21 protein-coding genes are annotated in these 21,996 nt (G+C 44.6%); 17 read left to right on the forward strand and 4 right to left on the reverse strand.

Going from position 1 to position 21,996, the window contains the following annotated elements:
• Positions 1-74 precede the first annotated feature (74 nt).
• Positions 75-854, forward strand: a complete 780-nt coding sequence (locus MHZ92_RS08615) for an SDR family NAD(P)-dependent oxidoreductase (protein WP_239431275.1) — start codon at positions 75-77, stop codon at positions 852-854.
• Positions 855-908: 54 nt separating this feature from the next.
• Here MHZ92_RS08615 and MHZ92_RS08620 read toward each other — a convergent pair whose 3' ends face one another.
• Positions 909-2,036 carry a thermonuclease family protein gene (locus MHZ92_RS08620; protein WP_239431276.1) on the reverse strand — a complete coding sequence of 376 codons (1,128 nt, stop codon included), beginning with the start codon at positions 2,034-2,036 and terminating at the stop codon, positions 909-911.
• A 426-nt stretch (positions 2,037-2,462) separates the two neighbouring features.
• Positions 2,463-3,398, reverse strand: a complete 936-nt coding sequence (locus MHZ92_RS08625; protein ID WP_239431277.1) for a general stress protein — start codon at positions 3,396-3,398, stop codon at positions 2,463-2,465.
• A 390-nt stretch (positions 3,399-3,788) separates the two neighbouring features.
• Here MHZ92_RS08625 and MHZ92_RS08630 point away from each other — a divergent pair, with 390 nt between their 5' ends.
• The 3 genes from MHZ92_RS08630 (at position 3,789) to MHZ92_RS08640 (ending at position 9,384) form a co-directional block, all read left to right on the forward strand.
• Positions 3,789-7,625: an AAA domain-containing protein gene (locus MHZ92_RS08630; protein WP_239431278.1), complete on the forward strand. Its 3,837-nt coding sequence runs from the start codon at positions 3,789-3,791 to the stop codon at positions 7,623-7,625.
• Positions 7,626-8,366 carry a hypothetical protein gene (locus MHZ92_RS08635; protein WP_239431279.1) on the forward strand — a complete coding sequence of 247 codons (741 nt, stop codon included), beginning with the start codon at positions 7,626-7,628 and terminating at the stop codon, positions 8,364-8,366.
• Between the two features lie 280 nt (positions 8,367-8,646).
• Positions 8,647-9,384: a hypothetical protein gene (locus tag MHZ92_RS08640; protein ID WP_239431280.1), complete on the forward strand. Its 738-nt coding sequence runs from the start codon at positions 8,647-8,649 to the stop codon at positions 9,382-9,384.
• A gap of 460 nt (positions 9,385-9,844) precedes the next feature.
• On the opposite strand, the gene MHZ92_RS08645 is transcribed toward MHZ92_RS08640, so the two are convergent.
• Entirely contained in the window at positions 9,845-10,921 is a 1,077-nt protein-coding gene (locus MHZ92_RS08645) for a YsnF/AvaK domain-containing protein (protein WP_239431281.1), read from the reverse strand.
• A 147-nt stretch (positions 10,922-11,068) separates the two neighbouring features.
• Here MHZ92_RS08645 and MHZ92_RS08650 point away from each other — a divergent pair, with 147 nt between their 5' ends.
• Genes MHZ92_RS08650 through MHZ92_RS08660 form a run of 3 tightly spaced genes read left to right on the forward strand, consistent with a single transcriptional unit; the run spans position 11,069 to position 13,483 of the window.
• Positions 11,069-12,094, forward strand: a complete 1,026-nt coding sequence (locus MHZ92_RS08650; RefSeq protein WP_239431282.1) for a C40 family peptidase — start codon at positions 11,069-11,071, stop codon at positions 12,092-12,094.
• The gene (locus MHZ92_RS08655; protein WP_239431283.1) at positions 12,095-12,541 is read left to right on the forward strand and encodes a hypothetical protein; all 447 of its coding nucleotides are present in this window, start codon (positions 12,095-12,097) and stop codon (positions 12,539-12,541) included. It abuts the gene before it with no gap.
• Between the two features lie 18 nt (positions 12,542-12,559).
• On the forward strand, positions 12,560-13,483 hold the full coding sequence (locus MHZ92_RS08660; protein WP_239431284.1) for a patatin-like phospholipase family protein: 924 nt from the start codon (positions 12,560-12,562) through the stop codon (positions 13,481-13,483).
• A 41-nt stretch (positions 13,484-13,524) separates the two neighbouring features.
• On the opposite strand, the gene MHZ92_RS08665 is transcribed toward MHZ92_RS08660, so the two are convergent.
• Positions 13,525-14,238, reverse strand: coding sequence for a C40 family peptidase (locus tag MHZ92_RS08665; RefSeq protein WP_239431285.1), 714 nt, complete (start codon positions 14,236-14,238; stop codon positions 13,525-13,527).
• 273 nt (positions 14,239-14,511) lie between these two features.
• On the opposite strand from MHZ92_RS08665, the gene MHZ92_RS21380 reads away from it, so the two are divergent.
• The 10 genes from MHZ92_RS21380 (at position 14,512) to MHZ92_RS08710 (ending at position 21,990) form a co-directional block, all read left to right on the forward strand.
• Complete coding sequence (locus MHZ92_RS21380) at positions 14,512-14,643, forward strand: hypothetical protein (RefSeq protein ID WP_255723452.1); 132 nt, start codon at positions 14,512-14,514, stop codon at positions 14,641-14,643.
• 197 nt (positions 14,644-14,840) lie between these two features.
• On the forward strand, positions 14,841-16,169 hold the full coding sequence (locus tag MHZ92_RS08670; RefSeq protein WP_239431286.1) for an ABC transporter substrate-binding protein: 1,329 nt from the start codon (positions 14,841-14,843) through the stop codon (positions 16,167-16,169).
• An 81-nt stretch (positions 16,170-16,250) separates the two neighbouring features.
• Complete coding sequence (locus MHZ92_RS08675; protein ID WP_370644667.1) at positions 16,251-17,216, forward strand: carbohydrate ABC transporter permease; 966 nt, start codon at positions 16,251-16,253, stop codon at positions 17,214-17,216.
• Between the two features lie 11 nt (positions 17,217-17,227).
• Positions 17,228-18,049 carry a carbohydrate ABC transporter permease gene (locus MHZ92_RS08680; RefSeq protein WP_239431287.1) on the forward strand — a complete coding sequence of 274 codons (822 nt, stop codon included), beginning with the start codon at positions 17,228-17,230 and terminating at the stop codon, positions 18,047-18,049.
• Positions 18,046-18,816, forward strand: coding sequence for an HAD family hydrolase (locus tag MHZ92_RS08685; protein WP_239431288.1), 771 nt, complete (start codon positions 18,046-18,048; stop codon positions 18,814-18,816). The genes MHZ92_RS08680 and MHZ92_RS08685 overlap by 4 nt, the downstream gene beginning before the upstream one ends.
• A gap of 19 nt (positions 18,817-18,835) precedes the next feature.
• A complete protein-coding gene (locus MHZ92_RS08690) occupies positions 18,836-19,951 on the forward strand; it encodes an ABC transporter ATP-binding protein (protein WP_239431289.1) in 1,116 nt (371 codons plus the stop codon).
• 182 nt (positions 19,952-20,133) lie between these two features.
• Positions 20,134-20,532 carry a hypothetical protein gene (locus MHZ92_RS08695; RefSeq protein ID WP_239431290.1) on the forward strand — a complete coding sequence of 133 codons (399 nt, stop codon included), beginning with the start codon at positions 20,134-20,136 and terminating at the stop codon, positions 20,530-20,532.
• Between the two features lie 45 nt (positions 20,533-20,577).
• On the forward strand, positions 20,578-21,027 hold the full coding sequence (locus MHZ92_RS08700; protein ID WP_239431291.1) for a DinB family protein: 450 nt from the start codon (positions 20,578-20,580) through the stop codon (positions 21,025-21,027).
• Between the two features lie 104 nt (positions 21,028-21,131).
• A complete protein-coding gene (locus MHZ92_RS08705; RefSeq protein WP_239431292.1) occupies positions 21,132-21,419 on the forward strand; it encodes a CC/Se motif family (seleno)protein in 288 nt (95 codons plus the stop codon).
• 61 nt (positions 21,420-21,480) lie between these two features.
• Entirely contained in the window at positions 21,481-21,990 is a 510-nt protein-coding gene (locus MHZ92_RS08710) for a GNAT family N-acetyltransferase (RefSeq protein WP_239431293.1), read from the forward strand.
• Positions 21,991-21,996: the final 6 nt, after the last annotated feature.

Genomic DNA, 21,996 nt, shown 5'->3' on the forward strand with positions numbered 1-21,996 from the left:
AATTCGTATGAATGAAGAATAAAAGATATAATAATAGGTAATTGAGTTTTATTATTCTGTGAAAGGGGATTGTTATGGAATTAGGATTAAAAGGAAAAGTTGCAATCATTACAGGTTCAAGTAGAGGGATTGGCTTAGAAACAGCTTTAAACTTAGTAAAAGAAGGCGCTAACGTAACCATTTGTGCAAGAAATAACGAGCGATTAGAAGAAGCAGCAGCTTTTATTCTAGAACAAACAGGTAAGGAAGTATTTTTTGTAGAAGCGGATGTTACAAAAGAAGAAGATTGTGCAAGAGTCGTTTCTGCTACGGTCGAAAAATATGGACGGTTAGATATTTTAGTGAATAACGCGGGTACTTCACAAGCCCATCGCTTTGAAGAAGTAGGAACAGAACTTTGGCAGCAAGATCTTGATTTAAAATTATTCGGTGCCATTCATTGTTCTCGTCATGCCGTTCCACATATGCGACAAGTCGGTGGAGGTGCAATCGTCAATGTAACCGCTGTACTTGGAAAGACGCCTCCTGCAGCATCCTTACCCACTACAGTGAGTAGAGCAGCAGGTATGGCCTTAACAAAAGCAATGAGTAAAGATCTCGGTCCAGACAATATTCGGGTAAATACCGTCTGTATTGGTTTAATTCGAAGTGAACAGATTGAAAAGAAGTGGAAAAAAGAGAACCCGGAGCTATCATGGGAACAGTTCTCTCGTTTAGAACGTCAAATTCCGCTCGGACGTATTGGAAATACGGATGAGGCAGCAAAAGTGATAACGTTCCTTGTGTCAGATGCGGCTTCTTATGTGACGGGTACATCCGTTAATATTGATGGTGGGATGGCAGGAGTTTTATAGAAAAAGGAAAGCCGATTGAATCCCTAATGGAAACAATCGGCTTTTTATCATTTATTATCTTTCACATGCGTAGCCGTCTTTGTCCCGGTCCATTTTAGGTTGGTAGGCTGCATGGCCTTCAGGAACGCCGTTCGGGTATTTCTTTCTAAGCTCTGTGCAGTTTTTAAACCATTCTTTACTGCCTGAAGCATTCGTGCTCGGCGGAGTAGACGGTTTGCTCGTAGCGACTGGCGCTTTTGGCGTCGGAGCTGGGCTGCTAGCTTTTGGCTTTTCAACTGCGTCGCTGTTAAATCCGGAATCGGTCGCATAGTTTTCGACCGACCAGATGCCTAATCCTTTTTTCTTCGCCTCGGCTTGCGCTTCTTCGAAAGGCGTCAAATGTCGGGTGTTTGGTGGATACACGTACGCGACACGCGCCAACCCTTCAGCAAGCAACGTCTTTTGGACGCTTTTCCCATCGACGTAAACGTAGGCAAGCAGTCGATCGTATTTATCCACACGTTCCCCGATATCAAATTCAAGTGTCAACTCGCCGCTATTCACCAATTGCCGGTTGCGTTCCTTCGCTTCTTCACCGAACGGCTGCTTGCCGAGTCTCGGATGATTTGTTTCAGGCGTATCAACCAGCAAATAGCGGACATTCATCTCTTTTCCGTTATACAATACTTTGATCGTATCGCCATCTATTGTTTTTACAAGTTTGACGGGAACTTGCGCCGTCGTACCAGAGGTTTCGGTTTTCTTTACAGGTGCTGGTTTTGCCGTCGAAGCAGCGGGCTTCTTTTCACCGGATGGCGGGATAACTGCCGTATTTTTTTGAGCAGTCTCTGATTCAGCCTCATCCTTTTCCACTTTTGAACTTTCCTCAGCCGTCGCTTCCTCTTTCGGAGTTTCTGTCTCCGGTTTACTTTCTTCTTCCGGCGTTTCCTCCTCAACTTGTTGGGTAGGAGCGACTTCTCCGGTTTTTTCCTCGTCGACCGAACCGACACATCCTGAAAGTGCGACTAATAATCCAATGACCAATAGGGTAGGAGCCATTTTCGACTTCCGGCTCAATTCCTTGTTTTTCCGTATTTTAATCCCTCCCCAAATGGCGATCGCGACGCCGATGAAGAAAACAGGGAATGCGATGACTAGGCCAATGAACAACAATACGACCAATACCGATAAAAGACCTTTCAAATTTCCATCCTCCAACATATCCTAATGATACATAATCTATTATTTTTTTGGTAATTTCATGCGGGTACAAACCTTTCTGAAATCCCGGCTATTATTATAGCAGGAAAGTTTATAAGAAACGAGAGTTTGAAGAAAATGGATGGAAATTTTCTGGAGTAAGATGGTTTTTATGATTGCTTCTATGGATTTATAATCACTTGTACGAATTTATGATCGCTTGTGTGGATTTATGATCGCTTGTGTGGATTTATGATCGCTTGTGTGGATTTATGATCGCTTGTGTGGATTTATGATCACTTGTGTGGATTTATGATCACTTGTATGGATTTATGATCACTTGCACGATTTTATGATCATTACCCCAATTTTTTCACCTCAATCCCCGTAAAAAGACCATGTACCTTACAAGGCGCATGGTCGATTTCATTACTTATCTCGATTCCGATCCTGGTTTTTCGGCTTGAGCCAAGTTTCGGCATTGCTCTCCTCTTTTCCGACATTCCGCAAGTCGATGACAATTGGCTTCTTCGTTTCGGTTCGATTCGCGGAATAATTTCCGTGCCTCGAATGAGAGTCATCCAGACCATTCGGACCAATGGGATCGACCATCGCATCCTGGCGATCCATCTGGCTTTCCATGAAGTGTCGAGGATCGGGGATGACGTCTGAGCGATCACTTTCTCTTTCCCGCATGGCTGCTCGATGCAGCTGAGCTCGCTCCCCGGACGGAGTACCGCGAATTTGCGAAGGAGAGGAAACGTTAGGTGGGTTCGGTTCATATTCGGATCGATCGAATAAAACCTCTGCGCCTACTTTGCCAAAAAGTAGATCCTCCTGCACGACATGCATGACTCCCTCATAGCTATCCGACAGAATGCTATCCCGGTATTCATTTTTCGGCAAGCCATCCTTCCCGATGCCAACTGGTGAATCGTCATCGCTCTTATTTAACCGTTCCGCTTCCGAAACCGGCTGATTAAATGGATTTGTTTCCGCCTGATGCCGTTCCGCATTGATCTCATAAGTGGATTTCTCCAATTCGTCATCGACGTACAGCAGCCATTTACCTGACTTGATCTCCGCTTCATACCGCCTCAAATCCGCCTCGTCAAAACCGACTTCTACGAGCATGCTACGTACATGATTCTCGTCTGAAATATAGCCGATAAAACGGTCCAACCAATTCGAAGGCGCGGATTGGATATCTTCAGACGTCCGCCGTCGCAGCATTTGCACATCATCTTCATTCTTTGCAATGACATACATGTTCTCAGGGGCGATTCCTTTTTCATCTAACTCTTTCATCGCAGCAAGCAGCGACGTCTCTGTATCGTATAACCCGACAAATGTTTTCTCAGTCATTTCCTCACTCCTTCAGTTTTTTCAGATAGCAATGCAAGCTACTGATGCAATACCCAAATCAGCAAAAAGGGAAACGATTGCAACAAGTTTAACTTCCCGATTTTTAATGAATCCATACCCGATTTTGTTGTATGATAGAACGTATGGTTTTATTTTGATTCAGCGGAAGACTCTTTAACAGGTAGCAAGTTGGGTATGATTTTTCCCCTACAAAGTGAGGATTCAACCTCCTGCTGAATCAAAATAAAGCCTCCTGCGGATGTCAGGGATTTTGAAGGGAATTAATTGCAAATCGAACCCTTCGTTGTTCGATTCGCAATTCAAAACCCCGACGCAATTACGCCAAGGCGAAATTGATTTCGAATCAGGATCGGAAAGGAGGATGTCATGATGAAAACTAGCGAAGTGATGAGCTGCCGCCTCGATATGACACATCGGGCTCGCAAAGAAATTGGAAACTGGGCAATCGACGAGAACGAGCTCTTTTCCATGCAGGCCAACTTTACTGTTTACATCGAAAAACTTCCTGCCAAACAGGACAATATGACATTCGCCTTCTATTTCGATCCAGTGGCAAATGCGCAGCTCGCGATTCTGTTGAACGAACGGGTCGCCGTCATGGAATGCGTCTACAAAAACGAAGGATTTCTCGCCACAAGCTTTCGAGTGAAAGGGCGGAAAGAGCCTGTTCGGACGAATCGCCGACTTTGCGCGCGCCTAGCTTTTGCAGTGAACCGGCGTACGGGCAGTCCGATGCCGATCCAGCTGTATACGAGCCTTCGGGAGCTCCCGATTGCCCAAGAGCGGTCCGAATACGTGGAAAAACGAATCAAAAGCTGGGAAGGCTATTTGCGGATCGAGGAGAAAAATGCAGACGTTGCGGATGTGACCGCGCATTTCTCGAATCCGGTCGTCAACGAATCGTTCAGCCAGTTGACAATCAAGTGCGGCGGCTTAGAAGCGAAAGATTGGGGATCCATTACTGGCTTCAGCGCTAAACTAAAAGGTTCAAACGATGATCTCGGAACTGTCATTGATGTGAATCGTGGAAAACGATCGGTAAAAATCGAGTTAACCCGGAAATACCAGGGAATAGCTCGATCCAGCTCTTTATTGCCAAAGGACGCAAGGGAGATCGTCTTCAGTAACTTTGCGGAATTAAGTCAGATTCGAAGGTTGCGGAAAGGCTTTAAAGATTTGCAAGATGGCTTTGCGGCCAATCCGAATTTGGAAAAAGTGTTATTCGAGGAACGTCCCGTCGTTCAAATTAACAATAAGCGATTGGAGCTCGAATTCCATCATCCGTTGAATGAATTCCAGCAGGAAGCGGTCATCGGTGCGATGTCGGCGCATGATCTGTATGTCATCCAGGGGCCTCCAGGTACTGGGAAAACGACAGTCATTTCGGAGCTTTGCCACCAGCTTATGAAGGCGGGGCAGCGGACACTCGTCGCCTCGCAATCGAATTTGGCGGTCGATAATGCGCTCGGCCGGCTCCTGTCCGACCCGGGCATCCGAATATTACGCTATGGACGGACGGAGAGCATCGAAGAGGAAGGGAAACGGTTCATCGAGGAAAACGTCGCTTCCTATTGGCGGGACGAAACGTTAGCCGCGGTCAATGAACAGCGGGAGAAACGTGCGGATCGAAAGCGACAAATCCATGAGGAAATCGGACGTCTACAAGAGGAAATCGAGCGAATCCAAGCGGAACAAGAGGAAGTACAACGGCAAATCGTCGAAAAAAGGTCCGCCGAAGCGGATCACAAGGAGTTGCTTGAACAGAAGGAAGCGCTGCAAAGCTTGCAAGCGGATCTTACTGCAAAACAGATTGCCAATACGGAGCAACTGGAAAAATTGATGACCATGCAGGAGAAGCTGACGACCGATAAGGACAGGCTCCTCATTGAACTAGAGGCTGTTTCGATCAGTTCGGAAATGGATGAACAGATGGCAGAGGCAACAAAGGACTTGTCGATGCACCGAAAAAAACTCCGTTATTTCCAAACTGCTGAAGCGATGAGTTACGCGGAAATGGCTATTCGTACATTGGGCGAAGAATCTGCGATGCACAGATTGAAGGTCGGCTCTTTGCCGCGATTCATCGAACAACTGCCGCATGTTCGGAAGCTGCATGAGCTGGAAGAACTTTTTACTGCCCACAATATCGAGCCGTCGCTTCCGACGAGTCTCGAAATGAATACTCTTCGACGTTTACGTGTAGATATCCAAAACGGGAAGTACCCGTACGCTCTTCTCGAATGGAATGAAGTGGCGGATCGGCTCGCAAAAGGAATCGGCTATGCGGAAGATGTGCTCAGAAAACATTTGTACCCGGTTGAACAAGTCCAAAGTAAACAGGATGATACATACAAGACGGCAGAGGAAATGCACGATATGCTCGATAAGATCGGCCGTTTCTTTGCAAAGCCAGCAACGAAACGAATGCTTGCAATGCCAGCAAATCCTGAAAAAGCGGCTCTTCTGCATCGGTTGGCGGCCAATCTCGGGTATTTATACGGGAAGGCGGAAGAAGTGCGGAAAATCGCGACAACGATCAAGGTATCATCCGATCGAGAGGCGTCTGGCCGTTTTATCGCTTTGAAAGATGAAATTATCGAAGAAATGACCGCGGAGCTACGAGATGTTGAAGCTGAGATTGTTGCTGCTGAAAATGCGGTCAAAGAGCATGAGAAACAGCTTCTCCAATTGAAGGAAGAGCATTCTACACTCGTGAATTATGTCGATGAGCATGAAAATCAACTAGACGTTGAGCAAAGAATCGCGGAACAGGAAAAGATGCTTGCCGATTATGAAGAGCAAAAGGTTTTATTCCAACAAGCAGAACGGGCAATTGAAGAGAATGCTAGTGAAGCTCGCAGACTTGCCGAACAGCTGGAAACTGTACATGAAGCAGCGGAAAGCTTGCGAATGGAGAAGGCGGAGTCAGAGGGCAGGATGGATCATATCGAAGAACGGATTGTAAGCCTTTTGGAAATCATCCGTTCAGAACCGGAAAAACGACAGCAGGAATTGATTGAAGAAAAGGAACGGAAATCGGCGGACATTGTTAAATTGCAAAAGGAATTTGAGCGAATCCCGGTTGCGGAACGCCTGCAAGATGAATGGAGCGAGATGCTTGCGGGAGCGGGAGAGTTCGATTTGGATGAAATTCGCAAGCTCTATGTGAAGCATGCCAATGTTATCGGGACGACTTGTGTCGCTTCTGCCCGCCGTGATTTTATGGAAGATTACCCGGAATTCGATGTTGTCATTATCGATGAAGTGTCGAAAGCGACGCCGCCGGAACTGTTGTTGCCGATGCTGAAAGGGAAGAAAATCGTCCTCGTTGGGGATCATCATCAGCTGCCGCCACTCGTCGGTAGAGAGACGATGGAGGAGTTCATCGAGGAAATCGAGGACAGTGCTGAAAAAGAAGAACTGCGCGGCATGTTGAAAGAATCGCTTTTCGAGCGGCTATTCAGAACGTTGCCGAAGCAGAATAAAACGATGCTCGCGATCCAATATCGGATGCATGAAGATATTATGGAGACGATTTCTCCATTCTATAAGGAAGGCCAGTATCGCTTGCAATGCGGGCTGACTGATTCGGATGCGTCACGCGATCATTTGCTATCTTCCAACTATATATCGCGGAATGATCATCTTCTATGGTTTGATTTGCCGAACGAACCTGCATTTTTCGAAGCGCAAGTGAAAGGCGGGACGAGCTTATATAACGAAGCCGAATTGCACAAAGTCCGTGAATTGTTGCTTGATATCGAGGAAGCAACAGCCCTTGCAAAGCGGGAAGGGCGGATCCAGCCGGAAGCGAAGAAAAGCGTCGGCGTCATCAGTTTTTACGGAGAACAAGTGAAGCGGATCGACCGGCTGATCGAACAAGAAATCATGCCGAAGCATTTGCATTGCCGGACCGGCTCTGTCGATAAATTCCAAGGGATGGAAATGGATATTATCATTTTGAGCTTCGTGCGGAACCACGATCAGCCGAGCGGTACGATCGGCTTTGCCGAAGATTACCGCCGCCTGAACGTCGCGTTGTCGCGGGCTCGTGAATTACTCATTATCGTTGGCAGTTCGGAAATGTTCACGAAACGGCCGAAAAAGGCGGGGACGAAGGCGATGTACACCCGTCTTGCGGAACAGGTGAAACTACAGGGAGGCTTTAAGGAGCTAGCCCTCGCAAGTTCTGGAAGGAATGGTTAAATGGATGAATTGGAAAAACGGCTACGCAATGAATTGCTGAAGAATCCGAACGTGAAATTGTTGGAAACTATAAAATGGTCACTGCCCATCCAACTAATCGAAGTTGAATTTGAAACAGTGAAGCGAACGAAAATGGACATCTTAATGAAGATGCTTCTAATCGCTTTTCGGACATCCCAATTCACATCAGCTGAGGAATTAAGCGACATGCTTGTCGTCGAACCGTTATTCATTGAAGACGTCATGGAACGAATGAACCGGGCGGGTATGATTACGAAGACCGGCGGCGCTTATGCACTGACAGAAACGGGGAGACAGCAACTCGAATCCGGCATTCATGTCCATCCAGAAGAGAAGGCTGAAGCGACCGTCCATTATAGCCCGTCCCATGGGGCATTCCTTTTAGGGGAGATAGTGGATGGCAATGAGGGGATGTATCGACATGCACCCGATTTCCGCCGGCCGAACGATTTCCGTGACGATGAATGGCGGGAAGCGCTTAACCAGTTGGATGTGACGTACACGGAAGGCGATGTGCAGGTCGTCGTCCAGACGATTGTGAAGGTCGTGGAAGTCGAGAAGAAGTCTGTTCCGTGCATTGAATTCCGTTTGCACCAAACTGCAGATGACCGTCTATATGTCCGTGTCTGGAATACGATGACCGGTAAATGGGACGAAACAATCGAGAAAGAGATTATGGAACACGAACTTGCGGATTGGCGGGAGAAGTACTTGCACTAGATGTTAGTGCCGCGAGATGACCGCCTGAAGTGCTATCGTAAGCGCCTAAAACTACGCTTAATCCGCCTGAAGTACCATGCTAACCGCCTGAAATTGCGATAAAACCGCTTGAAGTGTTATGATAACCGCCTGAAACCAAGTTAGAACCGCCTGAAGTAGCTCGACAACCGCCTAATAACTTTCACGAACCGCCTGAATTGCAACGGTTAGTAAAAACGTGAACATTGAACGCTCCGGACTACATACTATAAGAGGAAGACGGGGTAGAGGAGTTTGACTATTGGAAAGTTCGAAAGTTCATCGAAGTGATATGTCGAGCGGGTTTCCGATTAATCAGGATCGTTTCGTTTGGAATCCATATATTGCGTTCATTCAAGAGCAAACCGGTATAAATGCGCATCTTTTAGCGGCGTTAGACCGATTGGAAGTTCTTTGCGGCAAAATGCTCGACATCGTCTCCAACCAGCAACATGTCCATCGGAACCGTTATATTCATTTACGGGATCGGATTTGGGAAGTCCATGAAAAACTGAAGGCTGCATCCGACAGGCAAGACGCGATTCGGGAAGAACTCGGGAAACAAGGGGAAGCCGTTTTCCGCCTGCGAAAAAGCTTTCAACATCACCGGATGTCGATGCGCGAGTTCACCGTTAACCAATACGATGATTTGCATGACGTTCTGGACATGCTCGACCGCATTAGTTCTGAACATGCGAAAATAGGCGTAATGCAGGAGAAGGTCATCGGCAAGTTGGAGGAACATGATTTGCAGCGGAAGCGGGAAGCAGAGGAAGTGGAGAAATCGATCGGAAAAATCCTCCAGGCAAAGAAAAGCATAGGTACGCTTCTTGCTACATTGCCTCCGAAATATCCTATTCAACGAATCGTCGTTGATGGTGGGCCGATTGACGTCGATCATTTGCTGAATGTAAATGAAAAAGAGGGGGTTGCCTATTTTGGCGCGTCGTCTGGCGTCGTCACCGTGGCAATTGATCGACTGGATGCCATTCATTGGTGAAATTTTAATAGGTAAGTAGACAGTTCAACACCGGATGCGCTGCATCTCGCGTTGAACTGTTTTTTTGTGTGAAAAGCTCATTTTATTCCAACCCTCCCCGACAGTAGTCCCGAAATTCAAAAAAAGAATGTGGACAATCGAGCGGACGTCCTACGTGGACCAGAAAAACGAGTCATACAGTATAAGGATCCCTTGAATGCAAACGGGAACTCAACATCTGCACAATTACGTTACGACGTAATTGATGTCGGAAAGGAGGTGACCAAGCTATAGGCGACAGAAACTGGATGGAAACGGACATATTGGAAAGCTCGAATCGGATGGAAGACAATGAACATAGAAATATAGATGGCTCAGAATGAACATCGGGCAGAGATAGCATCATCTTCAACACCCCATTTATAAATACAAAAAGCCCGCAAAGCGGACTCGCTGCTTTGCGGGTTCATTTTTCAGGCAATCAATGCGGTTCGTTATGCCATTTATCTCGCATCGTCTGTACGTCAACGACTTCATCCTGATAATCTTCGCCATCATGCCAATCGACTTCACCGGATTGCTCAAGACGGGCTTCTTCCCGTTTAACTGTTTCATTCACAGTCTCGGTATCTTCCACTTGCCGTTTGCCGACGACGATTTCTTCCGAAACATATGGTTTCTTCGTCACTTCCAGACGCTCTTCAGTGATTGGTACACGGATCGTTTCATCGTCATGCTGCATTTTGTAGGAATTTACATCTGACTCGTATTCATTTACAGGACGACGTTCAACGTAGACTTCTTCATGACGGACAGGGACATCAAAGGATTGTTCTTCCTCGACAACGTCTTTATGGAGTGAGATTTCGCCTCTTTCAACTTCTTCTTTATCAACATTGAGACGCTCTTCATGCAAGCGCATCTTGTGCTCCTGCATCTCTTTGTCCAATTGATTCGTCTCGTCGTATCGGTTTTGCACTCCGTAATAGTTGTTCGGAGGGGTTTCATAGTCACGCTCTTTACGCAACGCTTCACCGCCGACTCTTCCGAAGTTTTCATCGCTACCTTCATACAAATTGGAATCTTGGAATGCTGCAGAAGACGTGCCGTATTGAGCCCGGTTCAATTCATTCTCTTCAAATTCGGAGACAAAGTTGCCACCGATATTCGGATCCACGCCTGCATTCGTAAAGCCGAAACTTCCATCGCCTCTGGTATGAAGCTGATTTATTTCGCCTTGATCGACATAGAGCAACTTTCCACCATTGAGGATTTCATTATAATAATTATCCATATCGTGATCCGCAACGCCGGCTTCGCGCAGCATGCTGCGAACATGATTTTCTCCCGTTAGGAAATTCAAGAAACGGTCAAACCATGAGTCCGGCGTCGTCTGTACGTCACCGTATTTCATCCCTTGAAACATTGTAACATCAGATTCATCTTGTGCAATGACATAAATATTTTCGCCTTCGATGCCTTGTTGTTTCAAGTCATCTATTTTGCTCATCAATTCCGAGTCGTCGTGATACATACCGATAAATGTTTTATCATCCATGTAAGATCATCTCTCCTTCTCTTTAATTGATGGTACAGTCTAGTAGATACCCGTTCTTGTTGGATAAAAAACGCATTTCGCATGTACGACCCACTATGCAATGAATTAAGAATATACTAAAATTGATAGAATGGGGGGAGAATGATCATGCAAAAAAAGATTGCTGTTTTCATAATGATAGTTTGTTTATTTACCACTTTTCATCATACGTCTGCGGCGACGGAGTCCAAGGAATTATCCAACAGAAAAACTGATACGGTACAGTATGCGATTAGCGTACCAGTGACAAATGTTTGGCGACTGCCTACTAAGACCCGTAAAATCGACGCCATCTCGATCGCTGCAAAGCCGGATATGGCAAAATGGACGAAAGGCTTAACAGTAGCGGAAAAAAACGGGCTCATCGGCCGCACGGATACGCAAGCTTTGTACGGGGATCGGGTAGAGGTGCTGAAGTCGAGTGGGAACTGGCATTATATAGCGGTAACGGACCAATTCAACAAAGGGCAAGCGAAAGGCTATGAGGGATGGGTGCCAAAAGCGCATGTGAAAGCGTACTCTCCTCCTTCCGGTAACAATTCAGAAATCGCGATAGTGACGGCGAAAATCGCTTCTTTGTACAATGAACCAAAGCTCAATGACAAATATAAATTCATCGATATTAGCTATACGACAATTCTTGAAGTCGTGAAGGAGGAACGGGATTGGCTACAAGTGCAGACGAAAACGGACGGTGTGAAATATGTCCGCAAGAAGGATGTAAAAGTGTACGCCGATTTCGAATCCATTCCGAAGCCGACACAACAGGATCTTGTCGATAGCGCGAAACAGTATGTTGGCCTTCCGTATTTATGGGCTGGTGTGTCCGCATATGGATTTGATTGTTCGGGATTGGTCTATTCGGTTTATAAAAATCACGGCATCCTCATTCCGCGGGATTCTTCCGTTCAAGCGACGTATGGGACGGCAGTGAAGCGGAAAGATTTGCAACCGGGCGATTTGATGTTTTTTGCACATAATAAAGGAAAGGGGAACGTGTATCACGTTTCGATGTATATCGGCGACGGCAAAATGGTCCACGCCCCGAATTCATCAAAGAAAGTCGAAATCGTCAGCATTAACTTAGGTACGTATAAAACAAACTACGCCGGTGCACGGAGATATTTAAAATGAATGATGAGGAACGGCCCTTCCTATTTGCGGAAGGGCCGTTCTACGTCCAAAGCAAGGGATTACGCGCTCAAAGCGTGTCGCCCCGCGCTCGAAGTGAAAGGTTCCGCGCCCGAAGTGAAAGGTTCCGCGCCCGAAGTGAAAGGTTTCGCCCTCGAAGTGAAAGGTTTCGCCCTCGAAGTGAAAGGTTCCGCGCCCGAAGTGAAAGGTTCCGCGCCCGAAGTGAAAGGTTCCGCGCCCGAAGTGAAAGGTTTCGCGCCCGAAGCGAAAGGTTCCGCGCTCGTAGCGAAAGGTCTTGCGCTCGAAGTGAAAGGTTCTTGCGCTCAAAGCGAGTGGCCACGCGCTCAAAGAAAGCCGTCCCGCGCTCAAAGCCAGCCAATCACACCAAAAACCAACATCTATTTCCTCATTCTGTTCTACATTCCTTCGCGAACTATTATAGTGTACTAACGCCATGGGAGGGATGCTGTGTTAATTGATGGGGTGTTTGCAGGTGGCGGATTGAAAGGGTTTGCTTTGGTCGGTGCGTACCAGGAATTAGAGAAAAAAGGGTACCGTTTCAAACGGGTGGCGGGCACGAGCGCGGGGGCTATCTTAGCATGTTTCATTGCAGCAGGGTATTCCGGCAAGGAAATTGAAGAGATGATGGTGGAAGAGAATCTCCAATTATTGCTTGACCCTCGACAGACGATCATTCCTATTCCATTTATGAAATGGTTGTCGCTTTATTGGCGCATGGGTCTTTATCAAGGAAAAGCGTTGGAAGATTGGTTTTTCGAAAAGCTTTCGGATAAAGGGGTCTACAATTTTGCAGATTTGCCGCCCGGTTCACTCAAGCTCGTCGCCTCTGATCTGACAAATGGAAAATTGATCGTGCTGCCGGATGACCTTGTCCATTATGGCATCGAGCCGGGAATGTTTCCAATTGCGCGCGCACTTCGGATGAGCTGCAATATCCCGTTCTTTTTTGAACCTGTTCGTTTTAGGGCACCGAGCGGGGAAACGATTGTTGTTGACGGTGGGGTGTTGAGCAATTTTCCTATGTGGATTTTCGATGACGCCCAAGGAAAGAGGGAGCGGCCGTTGATCGGCATGAAGCTAAGCCACCGGAAAGACATGATGGGCGGCAGGGAAATCAACAATGCGCTCCAATTGTTCGAAGCTTTGTTCTCGACGATGAAAAATGCGCACGACGAGCGGTATATTTCAAGGAAGCACGAAAAGGATATTATTTTCATCCCTGTCGAGCAATATAGCGCAACCCAATTCAATATGGAAGACGAACAGAAGGATGCTCTCATGGAAATCGGAAGGAACCGCACTGCTGACTTCCTACGGACTTGGCCACATTCCATCGAAAATGGCCGATATAATTTCAGGATGATCGTATAACGCAAAACCGCCTGCACACATTCGTGTACAGGCGGATTTTTTTATAGTCGTTTGAAACTGTGGAATTTTGATTTCCAATAACTATTGTTCAAGCTTGTGATTTGCGATTGCTTCCCACCGGCATGAACGAATTTATTGTTACCGACATAAATGCCAACGTGAGAAATGCCTTTACGGTATGTATTTTGGAAGAATACCAAATCACCCGGTTTCGGCTCGCTTACTTTTTTCGATTGTGCGTATTGTCCTAATGTATCACGGGCTACTGATTTGCCCGATTTTTTATAGACATATTGGACGAAACCGCTGCAGTCGAACCCTTTCGTCGTCGTTCCGCCAAAACGGTATGGAATGCCTGTCAGTCCAGTTGCACGTTTCACGACATTGTTTGAAAGCGCAGCATTAGTAGTCGTACTTTTCGCTACCGATTTTTTTGGCGCAGATGCTTTCTTTGTCAATAAAGTGCTGAGCGCCCAACCAGTTTTGCCGTTCACTTTCACTTGATACCAAACTTCTTTTCCGACCTTCTTTTCATTGACGTACGTAACGTTTGTCCCTTTTTTCGCTAAGAATAGAACTTTATTATTTGTTCCTGCTCCAGAACGGAGATTTACATTATATGCGGTTGAATATGTTCCTTTATTTGCTTGTACTGATACGGTTTGTGATGAAGGAGCACTTGCCTCCGCGTCTGCTGCTGTAAATCCAAATGCCAATGAACCTGCTACGAATAACGATAAAGCAACTTTCTTCACACTTTTCCCCTATCTACCACTGATCTATATGGTTTCATATTTTTGTATACTTGCTGATCACTCTTCCTATTGTAGAGACGACATATTACGAGAAAGGGGCAATTATATTACAAAAACATTACATTGGGATGCAATTCGTTTAATAACTGTAATAAAGGGGTATTGTATCTGCTGAATTTTTAATGATTTCTGAAGAATATTATATTTAATTGATGTGTATCCTTGCTGTTTTTGTTACATACTATAGATTTGTAACGGAATGGAGGGATACTGATGTACCAAATCATTCATATGATGGCGACTGTACAAGATCATAAACGGAACACACAGCCCCGCAAAAACACAAGCGGGACTTTACGTGTCCAAGGTTTACGGAATGAAGAAAAACGGCTGAATGGGCAATAAATCCATTGAGTCGTTTTTTTATTTTCTCAAGAAGAGAAATTACACATTTCGAAATAATTAGTCGTAATGCATATACCTCCTTAATAAGATGGTAGTAATTAAGCTGTAACTCGATGGAACCGTTGAAAAAGCGGAAGGAGGATGCGAAGGAATCGAATGTAAAAGGTAAGCCATTACTTTTGAAAAGGGGATAGGTAATGAAGAGGAAACTGATGCTTCTGGCGGTTTTTCTACTTGTGAGCATTTTCTTTCTTGCCGCTTGTACTGGAAAAGGGGATAAGGCGGAAGAAGGGACGAAAACAGAAGAGAAAACAACGACGAAAACTGAACCGAAGGTAGAAGAAAAAGTGGAAGTCAAAGACCCTGTTGAGCTCGTCATGTATAGTTGGCGACCAGAAGACAGGGAGGCGTATGAGAAATTCATTAAAGTATTCGAGGATCAAAATCCAGGCATTACCGTAACGTTCAAACCGTATAAATCGACGGAATACGGAACAATTTTGACAAATGCGCTGACTGCGGGGCAAGGGCCGGATATTATCCAGCTGCGCCCATATGAAGGAGCGCTGTCGATTATCGATGCCGAATTCATCGTGCCACTAGATGATATTCAAGGGATCAACGAAATTTCCGATGAGTATTTGACTGCGGCAAGGGGCACGGACGGTAAAGTCTATGGGGTACCATTATCGCTAAATGCGGGTGTCATTTTTTACAATAAAGACGTCTTTGACGAGCACGGCTTTGCTTTGCCGACCACTTGGGATGAGTTGCTTGAAGTCGGAGAGGAGATGAAGGCGAAAGGGATTGTTCCAATTGCACAAGCCGGTAAAGCCGCTTATTTGCTCTCCCTTACGCATAGCGTCATCGGTGCCACCGCTTATGATCAAGCGTATATCGATGATCTATTGAGCGGGAAAGCGGATTTGGCCGACGACCGTTTCATTGAATCGGTAAAACGGATGGAACAGTTGGAAGGACTCTTTCCGAAAGACTTCATCGCTTTAGATGACAAAGATACGCAGGCGATGTTTTATACGGGGCAAGCCGCGATGTACATTAACGGAAGCTACCGTTTGGAAACATTTGAAAACACAGCTCCGGATTTGAATATCGGAATCCTGCCTTCATTTGCGAAGGAAAAAGGCGGAGAGACGCCACTGGTTACGTGGGTGGATGGCTCTTATGCAGTCGTCAAAGCATCAAAGCATCAAGAGGAAGCGAAAAAATTTATGGAGTTCATGGCTTCAAAAGAATTCGGCCAAATGTTTAGCGATGAATTGTCTCGGATCAGCGCAATTCCTGGAGTCGAACCGAAGCACGAATTGGTGAAGGAAATGACAGCGCTTGGCGAACAAAACCCTATTCCTTATTTGATGCTTGTATATCTTGGCGGTGGTTCACCGACGACGAAGACGACTTTTGAAAACGCCTTACAGGGCATGTACATTAAAGAGCTGACCGTTGACGGCGTCATCGATGAATCCCAAAAATCAATGGATAAGTGGTTTGAACCAGTGAAATGATATCCGGAAAAATCAGCTGGTATGTGAGGGCTCGCCCAGACCCTGCCGGCTGATTTTTTAATACGAAGAGGGGGATGCGCTATGGTTTTGAAGGAACAAGACGTTATAGAAGTGAAAGCTTCACCCAAACCCTCCAAAAATAAAAGAAATATGAAGAAGCATCTGTTGCATCTTTTTTTACTGCCTGCCTTATTTTTCTACGTTGGCTTTCAAGTGTATCCGATTTTAGCGGCGTTCGTGAACAGCTTCTATTCCTTTAAAGGAATGGTGAGGCAAGACTTTATCGGCTTAGAAAATTTTATTCGGCTTTTCACGGAAGAGCCGTTTAACAACATTTTTAAAAATGCATTTTGGCATAACATCATTTATTTCATCGGTACGGTGTTGACAAAACTGGTGTTGGCATTCGCTTTAGCTTTATTGATCAGTAGCAGAATTAAAGGAAGGGAATTTTTCAAAGCTGTCTTTTTCATGCCGAAATTATTGTCTGTCATCGTTGTCGGCTTCTTGTTTAGTTTAATTCTGAACCCGACGAACGGGGCGTTGAATAGCTTTTTGAAAATGGTTGGGCTGGCGGAATGGGCTCATCCATGGCTCGGAGATCCGAAAACGGCGTTATACACCATCATCTTGGTCAATAGCTGGTATGGAATCGGTTTTGCGATCCTCATCTTCCTTGCAGGCCTTCAAGCGATTCCAGAAGAAATTTACGAAGCGGCGAAAATCGATGGGGCGTCCGGATTCAAGATGTTGTTTCGAATTACGATTCCGATGGCAATGCCAGCCATCATGATCATGACAATTCTTACGTTCATCGGGTCTTTTGAAACGTTTGAACTCGTATTTGCGATGCAAGGTTCTTCAGGTGGGCCTTATTATTCCACGGATGTCTTGGCCTTATTTTTCTACCGATTGGCGTTTGGGTCCGTTGACGGTGGGGAAGCGATCGGACTTGGTTCTGCGCTAGCGGTCATACTATTCCTCATCATCTGTACGGCAACCGCTATTTCACTGTTCTTCTTTAAGCGGAAAGAAATCGAACAATAAGGGGTGTCAGCATGTCAAAGAGCCTTAAACAAATATGGAAGTATCCGATTCTGATTGTGTTTTCACTCATTGCCCTCTATCCGATTTACCTCATGTTCCTTTCATCCGTCAAACCGAATTTAGAAATATTGACGGCGCCTCTGTCATTTCCGAAGGAGTTTACGTTAGAAAACTTTGCCGTCGTATGGGATAAAGTGAATTTCAGCAGTTATGTATGGAACAGCGTGTATGTGAGTGCAATGTCTATCTTCTTCATTTTATTCTTTTCGTCATTGGCTGCGTTTTACTTGTCCCGATATGATTTTAAATGGAATGCATTCATCCTGTTTTTCTTCATGCTCGGGCTCATGATTCCGATGAAACTGGCGATCTTGCCGCTTTATATGATGATGCTGAAGCTCGGTCTATTAAATTCGCTCAACTCCCTCGTTATTGTCTACATAGCGGGTAATGTCCCTTTCGCTGTATTCGTATTTTATGGGTTTTTCAGGTCTCTCCCGAAGGATTTGGATCAGTCGGCACGATTGGATGGGTGCAATGAATTCCAAATCTACTACAAAATTATTTTACCACTCATGAGGCCGTCGTTGGCAATCGTCGGGATTGTCAATTTGATAGGCGTATGGAATGACTTCTTTTATCCGTTAATATTCATTCATGATGATGCAAAAAACACAATACCACTCGGGATGCTTTCGCTTTTCGGTGAGTATGACACGCAATGGAATTTATTGTTTGCGGGGTTAACGATTTCGTCGCTGCCGATGATCGTCGCTTTCGTACTGGCATCCAAACAGTTCATTGAAGGCTTGACGACAGGGGCAGTGAAATGAAGAAGTGGATTACGTTCGATTTGGACGGAACGCTCATGCAAAATCCTTTCGTCAGTTATGTCTTCCCTGAAATTGAGAGAAGAATACTGCTCGAGAATGAAAAGCTGAAAAACATAGTTGGTCATCTTGTGGCCGAGCATGAAACACGGTTGAAGGACGGAAGGACTGCTGCCGCTTATGACTGGGACGATATTGTCTTGCATTATTTGAAAACGAATAGTCTGCAACTATTTATTAATGTAGAAGAGATTTTGAGAGGATTTTGCGTTGAACCGAATATTTACTTGCTGGAGGATACGGTGTTTGAAGTGCTCAGTGAACTGAAGCAGAGTGGATTTTCATTGGCGGTAGTGACAAACGGTTTTACAAAATATCAATTGCCCGTCATGAATGCATTGAAGCTTACGGATCATTTCGACTTAATCGTCACCCCTGAAGAGGTGGGCTTGGCAAAGCCGGATCAAAGAGTGTACGATTCCGTTTTAAAGCAAGGTGAAATCATTGCGCATGTTGGAGATCGGATTGATCATGACGTCATTTCTGCGAATGCAGTCGGAGTCCGTTCAATTTGGATCTATCGGCGCATGCCGGATTGGATGAAAGAGCTGTCGCCTGCTGAACGAAGGGGGTTATCGGAAATGCAGGAGTTGGTATTGGAGAAGTTTGCAAAGGAGATGAAAAAACGTGTAACAAAACTTTCAAAAGAGGCGATTCCCCAAGATGTAATTTGCAGTCTATCGGAACTACCTTCTATGTTAAGGGGATAAATAAAGGAGAGGGTGCGAAATGGCAGAGTTGGTATTGGAACATATTTATAAGCAATTCGATAAGAATGTAACCGCTGTGTCTGATTTTCATCTCCATATAAAAGACGAAGAATTCATTGTGTTTGTCGGCCCTTCAGGTTGCGGCAAGTCGACGACGCTTCGGATGATTGCAGGACTCGAGGAAATTACGTCAGGAAACATCTATATTAATGGAAAACGGGTCAATGATGTGGCACCGAAGGATCGGGATATAGCTATGGTTTTTCAAAACTATGCGCTATATCCACATATGACGGTGTATGGCAATATGGCATTCGGTTTAAAAAACAGAAAATTTCCGAAAGCAGAAATCCATGAGCGGGTTATCAAAGCAGCAAAAATCCTCGGACTAGAGGAATTATTGGACCGGAAACCGAAAGCACTATCCGGAGGGCAACGGCAGCGTGTCGCATTAGGAAGAGCGATTGTACGGGATGCCCAAGTATTCCTCATGGATGAGCCGCTATCCAACTTGGATGCGAAACTGCGTGTCCAAATGCGGGCGGAAATCGCGATGCTCCATCAACGGCTGAAAACGACAACAATCTATGTGACACATGACCAGACGGAAGCGATGACGATGGCGACACGACTCGTCGTCATGAAAGACGGGTTCATCCAACAGATCGGTTCGCCGAAAGAAGTGTATGAGCACCCGGAAAATATCTTCGTCGGTGGATTCATCGGCTCGCCTGCAATGAACTTTTTTGAAGGAACTGTGGGAGAAGGAACGTTTACGATCGGTGAAACTATATTATCCATTCCAGATAGCCAGATGGAAATGCTGCGCAGTCTCGGTTATATCGGGAAAGAAGCGGTGATCGGAATTCGGCCCGAACATATCGAGGAAGCTGTTAGTGGTAATGGAAGTGGAACGAAATCGAGCGTTACGGTCCTCGTGGAAGTATCCGAGCTAACTGGTGCAGAAACGATGGTGTATTCGAGTCTAGAAGGCCAGAAGTTTGTTGCCCGTCTAAGCGCCGAAACGTTAATCCGCCATGGTGAACGTGTAGAGCTTGCTTTTTCCATGGAAAAAGCTCATTTCTTCGATAAAGAAACAGAGATGCGCATCAGACACGTCCAGGAAGCAGTGTAAGTTAGTGAAACGAGTTGAATAGATTTACGTTTAAAGGGCTGCACATATTAATGGAGGTAGCCCTTTATTGTTGTTGTCATAAAGTAGCATTAACTAAAAAAGAAGGAAATCGTTTATGAATCACGAAGATAAAAAAAGTATACGACATTATTCCAATAAAAAAGGAGAACTGGAGGTTCCGAATGGATAATCAAATGAGTCTACTAATAGATTTACATGAAAGCCTAGAAGAGTTTTCAAAAATAGGTGACAGCTTGCGTGCTCCAGACAAAGCAAGGGTGTGGGAAGAGTTTACATTAACTGAAGAGGAATTAAGTGCCTTACAATCAACTGAATTTAGCGGTAAAAGTATTAGTGCAATTGAAAAGATCGTTAGAGATAGGATGCTTTTGTCATTCCATCATTTTTTGGCTGTCCTAGATGGCGTAGGTGACCCAAGATTTAGAAAAGACGATAGCGTTTGGTTAGGTCTACGGTTAGAAAACAAAAGTATAAGTGATGAAGCAGGGGATGAGGAGTTCCTTCATGATATGTTATTTGAAGCTTATTGGAAGTGGTTAGAAATAAAAAACAATAAATGATATTAGGTTTATATTTTGCAAATTTATCGGAGAGGAGGAAATAAGATGAAGAATATACTAAAGGAATTTGAAAAAACAATGGAGGCCATTGAGAAATTAAAAGGTGTGCAAGAATCTAAGTTAACTGAACCGATTCGTAAAGGAAAGTGGTCAATTAGAGAAATTATAGGACATTTATATTATTGGGATAAGTATAATCTCGAAAAAATGGTTCCATTAATGGCTAATGGAGCAAACTTGCCGCAGTTTCCAGACCATGATCAACATAATAAAGAAGCAATATCATATATAAGAGACAACTCAGTGGAAACTATTATAGATGCTTTCCTGGAAACTCGAGAGGAGCTTATTGATAGGATTTCAAAAGTAGAGGAAGATGTTCGATTTACAATAGGAAAAGGGAAACGACAGTTTTCAAGTGAAAGTTTCATAAAAATCTTCTTAAACCATGACCTCCACCATTTGCAACAAATAAATAATAAATTGGATAATTAGACTGCGATTTGTTTCAATTCTTATTGTGCTAATGGGTGCTTTACTTAAAGAAGTAGAAAAGTCGTTTTTCTTATTTATACATAAGGTGAAGGAGAGGGTTATCAATGCATATAGAGTTAGATGCAAATGCGAAAAGTTGGCTTCAGTCAAAAGGTGAGCAGGTTTCAATAAAAACAATTCAAGTTAATGCTTGCTGTGCTCCTCCTATTCAGGATCTAATGACCCGTCTAGGAAAGCAGAAAGATTTGCATAACTATGTTGAAATCAAAGTAGACAACTTATCAATTTATGTTGAGAAACATCTTTCATTAAACGAAAAAATTACGTTAAAACTTACGGGATTTGGTATTTTTAAAACGATTACAGCCAAGACGATGACGGCTAAGTTTTAATTAGGGTAAAGTATAGACTCGGGACATGAAAAACTGTTTTGAAGGATAGGAAGGATACTACATGAATGTAACATTATCAATTATTCCATATGAAGATAAAATTGTACTCTCTAATTTAATTCAGTTATATCGTTATGACAGTAGTGAATTTGATGGGCATGTTCTGGGTCAACACGGAACATATTCTTATAAGTACCTCGACCATCAATGGACGGAAGACTACCGTCGTCCATTGATCGTTAAAGTGGATGGAGAAATTGCGGGGTTTGTATTAATCATTCTGGATGCACCAGGAGATTTCACTAAACTAAGTACAGCAGATAAAACAAACGTAATAAGTGACTTTTTCATAATGCGAAAGTTTAGACGTAAAGGTATTGGAAAGACAGTTGCTTTTTCTGTGTTTGATCAGTTTAAAGGTGTTTGGGAAGTAAGACAAACTTATGAAAATAAACCTGCCTATGCTTTTTGGAAAAAGGTGATTTCTGAGTATGCAGATGGTTCTTCCTATCAGGAAGAAATGTTGGAAAATGAACTTTGGAATGGTCCAGTTATAGTATTCAAATCATAGGTAGAG

Source organism: Sporosarcina sp. ACRSL (assembly GCF_022346605.1).
GTDB lineage: Bacteria > Bacillota > Bacilli > Bacillales_A > Planococcaceae > Sporosarcina.